This is a genomic window from Streptomyces sp. NPDC037389 (genome assembly GCF_040636475.1).
Classification (GTDB): Bacteria; Actinomycetota; Actinomycetes; order Streptomycetales; family Streptomycetaceae; genus Streptomyces; species Streptomyces hesseae.
On the sequence record NZ_JBEZUS010000021.1, the window covers coordinates 1 to 4,460 of the forward strand.

General features: G+C 71.0%; 4 protein-coding genes and 1 tRNA gene. 3 read left to right on the forward strand and 2 right to left on the reverse strand.

Annotated elements, in window-relative coordinates:
* A partial coding sequence (locus tag AB0E98_RS30970) for a transglycosylase SLT domain-containing protein (RefSeq protein WP_361708967.1) occupies positions 1-327 on the forward strand: 327 nt, incomplete at its 5' end.
* Positions 328-450: 123 nt separating this feature from the next.
* A complete protein-coding gene (locus AB0E98_RS30975) occupies positions 451-1,860 on the forward strand; it encodes a selenium-binding protein SBP56-related protein (RefSeq protein ID WP_361709111.1) in 1,410 nt (469 codons plus the stop codon).
* 29 nt (positions 1,861-1,889) lie between these two features.
* Here the strand turns inward: AB0E98_RS30975 and AB0E98_RS30980 are convergent, their stop codons facing one another.
* Together AB0E98_RS30980 and AB0E98_RS30985 are read right to left on the reverse strand one after the other, a co-directional pair.
* Positions 1,890-3,341, reverse strand: coding sequence for a cytosine permease (locus tag AB0E98_RS30980; RefSeq protein ID WP_361709112.1), 1,452 nt, complete (start codon positions 3,339-3,341; stop codon positions 1,890-1,892).
* Positions 3,342-3,450: 109 nt separating this feature from the next.
* Complete coding sequence (locus AB0E98_RS30985) at positions 3,451-4,110, reverse strand: NAD(P)H-dependent oxidoreductase (protein WP_361709115.1); 660 nt, start codon at positions 4,108-4,110, stop codon at positions 3,451-3,453.
* 217 nt (positions 4,111-4,327) lie between these two features.
* On the opposite strand from AB0E98_RS30985, the gene AB0E98_RS30990 reads away from it, so the two are divergent.
* Positions 4,328-4,400, forward strand: a tRNA-Ala gene (locus tag AB0E98_RS30990).
* Positions 4,401-4,460: the final 60 nt, after the last annotated feature.

Genomic DNA, 4,460 nt, shown 5'->3' on the forward strand with positions numbered 1-4,460 from the left:
GCCTACGGCGACAATCTGGACGGCTGGATCAAGCAGTCCCTGGACATCCTGAGCTCCAAGGGCATCCCGGCCTCCTACGAGGGCATCAAGCGCAACGTGATGCGCGAGTCCACCGGCAACCCCAACGCCATCAACGGCTGGGACGTCAACGCCGTCAACGGCGTCCCCTCCAAGGGCCTGCTCCAGATCATCGACCCGACGTTCAAGGCCTATCACGTCGAGGGCACGTCCTGGAACATCTACGACCCGGTCGCCAACATCACCGCCTCCTGCGCCTACGCCGCCGACAAGTACGGCTCCATGGACAACGTCAACTCCGCGTACTAAACAAACCGGCAGACACGTCGCAAAGGGCGGCGGCACCCCACACCCCGGGGCGCCGCCGCCCTCGCCATATACGCCCGCACGCTCCCTTGGCCCGCCCTCCCGGATGTGGCACCCTCACCGCCCATGGCGGATTCCCTGTCCCACAGCGATCCCACCCTCTACCGCACACCGGCCGAAGCCGTCGCCGCGCCACCGGAGAAGCTCGCCTACGTGGTGGGTTTCGACCGCGCGGCACGGCGACCCGACGCGCTGATGACCGTCGACGCCGACCCCGGCTCGCCCTCCTACGGGCGGGTGGTGAACACGGCACGGTTACCCGGCCTGGGAGACGAGCTCCACCACTTCGGCTGGAACGCGTGCTCCAGCGCGCTCGCCCACGCGTGCCACAGCGACCCCCAGCGACGCTTCCTGCTCCTCCCCGGGCTGCGCTCGTCCCGGCTGCACGTCTTCGATACCCGCCCCGATCCGGTCCGCCCGCGCCTGGTGAAGGTGATCGAGGCCGACGAGCTGGCCGCCAAGGCGGGCTACTCGCGGCCGCACACCCTGCACTGCGGCCCCGGCGGGGTCTTCCTCTCCTGTCTGGGCGGCGCCTACGGGGCCGAGGGGCCGGGCGGCGTCGCCCTGCTGGACCACGAGACGTTCGACGTGCTGCGCCCCTGGGAGACCGACCGGGGGCCGCAGCACCTGGCGTACGACGTCTGGTGGCACCTGGGCCACGACATCGCGGTGACCAGCGAGTGGGGCACCCCGGCGATGGTCGAGAACGGTCTCGACACCGAGCTGCTCCTCCGGCGCGCGTACGGCCACGCGCTGCACTTCTGGGAGCTCGGCACCGGCCGCCACCTCCAGCGGGTGGACCTGGGCGACGAGCACCAGATGGTGCTGGAGCTGCGCCCCGCGCACGACCCCGAGGCGACGTGGGGCTTCGCCGGTGTGGTCGTCAGCGTGGCGGACCTGTCCGCGTCCGTCTGGCTCTGGCACCGGGACGGGCCCGGCTTCGCCGTCCGCAAGGTGATCACGATCCCGGCGGAGCCCGCCGCGCCCGAGGACCTGCCCCCGGCGCTCAAACCGTTCGGTGCGGTGCCACCGCTGGTCACGGACATCAACCTGTCCGTCGACGACCAGTGGCTCTACGTGTCGGCGTGGGGGACCGGCGAGCTCCTCCAGTTCGACGTGAGCGACCCCTTCCACCCCCGGCGGACCGCCTCCGTCCGGCTGGGCGGCATCGCCCGCCGCGAGCCGCACCCGTCGGACACGGACGTCCCCCTCAGCGGAGGGCCGCAGATGCTGGAGCTCAGCCGTGACGGGCGGCGCGTCTATGTGACGAACTCGCTGTATGGGGCGTGGGACGACCAGTTCTACCCACGAGGCGTCGAGCCCTGGATGGCGAAGCTCGACGCGGACACCGGCCACGGCGGCCTGTCGGCCGACCCGCGCTTCTTCCCGCACGGCGACGACTTCCAGGGCCTGCGCGTCCACCAGACGCGCTTGCAGGGCGGCGACGCCTCCTCCGACTCGTACTGCTTCCGCTGACCCGGACACCCCGCCGGACGCCCCGCAGGTCACTCCGCGTGCTGAGGGGCGCCCGGCAGCCGCTCCCGCGACGCTTCAAGGGCGGGGGCGGTGGTGGTACGGCGGGCCCAGGGGTAGTAGACGGCCGAAGTGACGGCGAGGCCGACGATCCAGGAGACGTCCGCGCCGCCGAGCAGGGAGGTCAACGGTCCGGTGTACAGCTTCGTCGCCAGGAACGGCACCTGGGCGAGGATCCCGAGGCCGTAACAGCTCAGCGCCGGAACGTTCCAGCGGCCGTAGCGGCCGTCCGGGTCGTACAGGGCCGGGACGTCGACGCGCTCGCGCGAGACGAGGTAGTAGTCCACCAGATTGATGGCGCTCCACGGTGTGAACACCGTGAGCAGCAGCAGAATGAAGTTCTTGAAGTTGTCGAGGAAGTCCGCGCTGGCCGCCATCGCGATGACCGTGGCCACCGCCGAGAACCCCGTGATGTACGCGACGCGCGCGGCCGGTGTGATCCTCGAACGGCCGTCGAAGGCCGTCACGGTCGTGAGGACCGACATGAAACCGCCGTACGCGTTGAGGCAATTGGCCGTCACCTTGCCGACCAGCACCACCAGATACATGACGTACCCCAGGGCCGCCGGCCCGGCCAGCTCCCCGACGAAGCCGACCTGGTCGGACAGGAACCGGTCCCCGGCGACGGCGGCGATCAGGGCGCCCAGGGACATGGCCCACACGGAGCCGGTGACGGTGCCCGCGAAGGTCGCCCGGAACGTCGCGCGTTCGCTGGTCGACCTGGGCAGATAGCGGGAGTAGTCGGCCACGTACGGGCCGAACGTCAGCTGCCAGCCGGCGCCGAGGGAGACGGCCAGCAGGAACGTCGCGGCGTCGAAGGGCTTGACCCCCACGTGCGCGGGGACGTCGTAGCGGGTGAACACGGCGACCACGAGATAGCCCAGCCCCGCGATGCCGGTCACGGTCGCCACGCGGCCCGCGAGATGGATGAGGCGGTATCCGGCGACGGCGACCACGGCGGTGAGCGCGCCGAACACGGGAATCCCGACCGTGGCGTCGGGCAGATGGAGGATCCTGCGGACGGCCTGCCCGGCCAGCACACTGCCCGTGGCGGCGAACCCGAGGTACATGAGGATCACCAGCACCAGCGGGAGCACGGCGCCGAACACCCCGAACTGCGCCCGGCTGGAGATCATCTGAGGCACTCCCAGCCGTGGCCCCTGGGCGGAATGGAGGGCCATGACGACGCCGCCGAGAACGTTGCCGATCAGCAGGGCGGGGATCGCCCACAGCGCGTCGGCGCCGAAGACCACCGCCAGCGCGCCGTCGACGACCGCCGTGATCTGCATGCTGGCGCCGAACCACAGGGTGAACAGGCCGGCCGGCGAGCCGTGCCGCTCCTCGTCGGGTATCGGGTCGATCGTCCGGCGCTCCATGGCGAGCCGGGAGGGGGACGGGGGCGGTCGCTCCGGCGTCGTCGTCATGGGTGCCACACTCCTGGCTCGCGCGATGTCGCCCAGAATCTGACACGGCGGGAAATCCCACGTCAACGCTTGGGAGCCGGGAGAGGGTTACGGGGTTCGCGGGCCGTCCTCAGACTTCCGCGCGGTGGGTGATGGGCGCCTCGGAGCGGTCGCCCAGGAACTCGTACCAGCGGCGCTGGAGGCAGACGTAGCGGGTGTCGGCCTCGACGAGTTTGAGGAACGCCTCCACCGTCTCGGTGAGGCGTTGCTGATGCCCGGGGTCGGCCAGCGACCCGTCCTCCGCGAAGCTGTCGTACGAGCGGGCGAGGCTGAACATGTCCGGGTAGACGCGTGTGCCGAGGTGCTCCAGGGGCACCCGGAGGGCCCACAGCCCCCTGTTGCCGCCGACGAGCGACGGGGAGGCGGAGACGAGCAGCGCGTGCTTGGTCTTGAACGCCTGCGGCTGTACGCGGGAGACCCAGTCGATGGCGTTCTTGAGGATGCCGGGCACGGAGGCGTTGTACTCGGGGGAGGAGATGACGAGGGCGTCGGCCCCCTCCATCCGTTCGTGCAGCGCGAGCGCGCCGGCCGGGACGCCCTCGGTCTCCTCCGCGTCCCCGTCGTACAGCGGCATGTCGAAGTCACGCATGGTGGCGAGATCGGCGTCGGCCCCGGCCTCGGTGATCAGCCGGGCCACCAGGGAGGCGAGGCGGGCGTTGGTCGATCCGGCCCGCAGCGCGGCGCCGAAGACGAGGACCCGCAGGGGACCGGGGCGGACGTCCGTGGCCATGAATCTGTCCCTCCGGCGGGTGGGGCGTGCGCCCGGCGAGCGCTGTCCGGACCAGTGTGCTCCGGCCGCAGGCCGCGCGCGACGGGGCTGGGCCTTCCGGGCGAGAAAGCCGCGGTCGGGCCCGTGGGCACCGATTTGGTGGAAGGGCAGGGAGGCCGTGTAATGTTCTCCGTGTCGCCAGGGAGACCGCGAGGGAAACCGGCGGACAACAGAACAAGGGGCTATAGCTCAGTTGGTAGAGCGCCTGCATGGCATGCAGGAGGTCAGGAGTTCAATTCTCCTTAGCTCCACAGTGGAGGGAGGGGGCGCCCCGGGACCCGGGGCCGCCCCGGGATGTGGGGGAGGGTGGG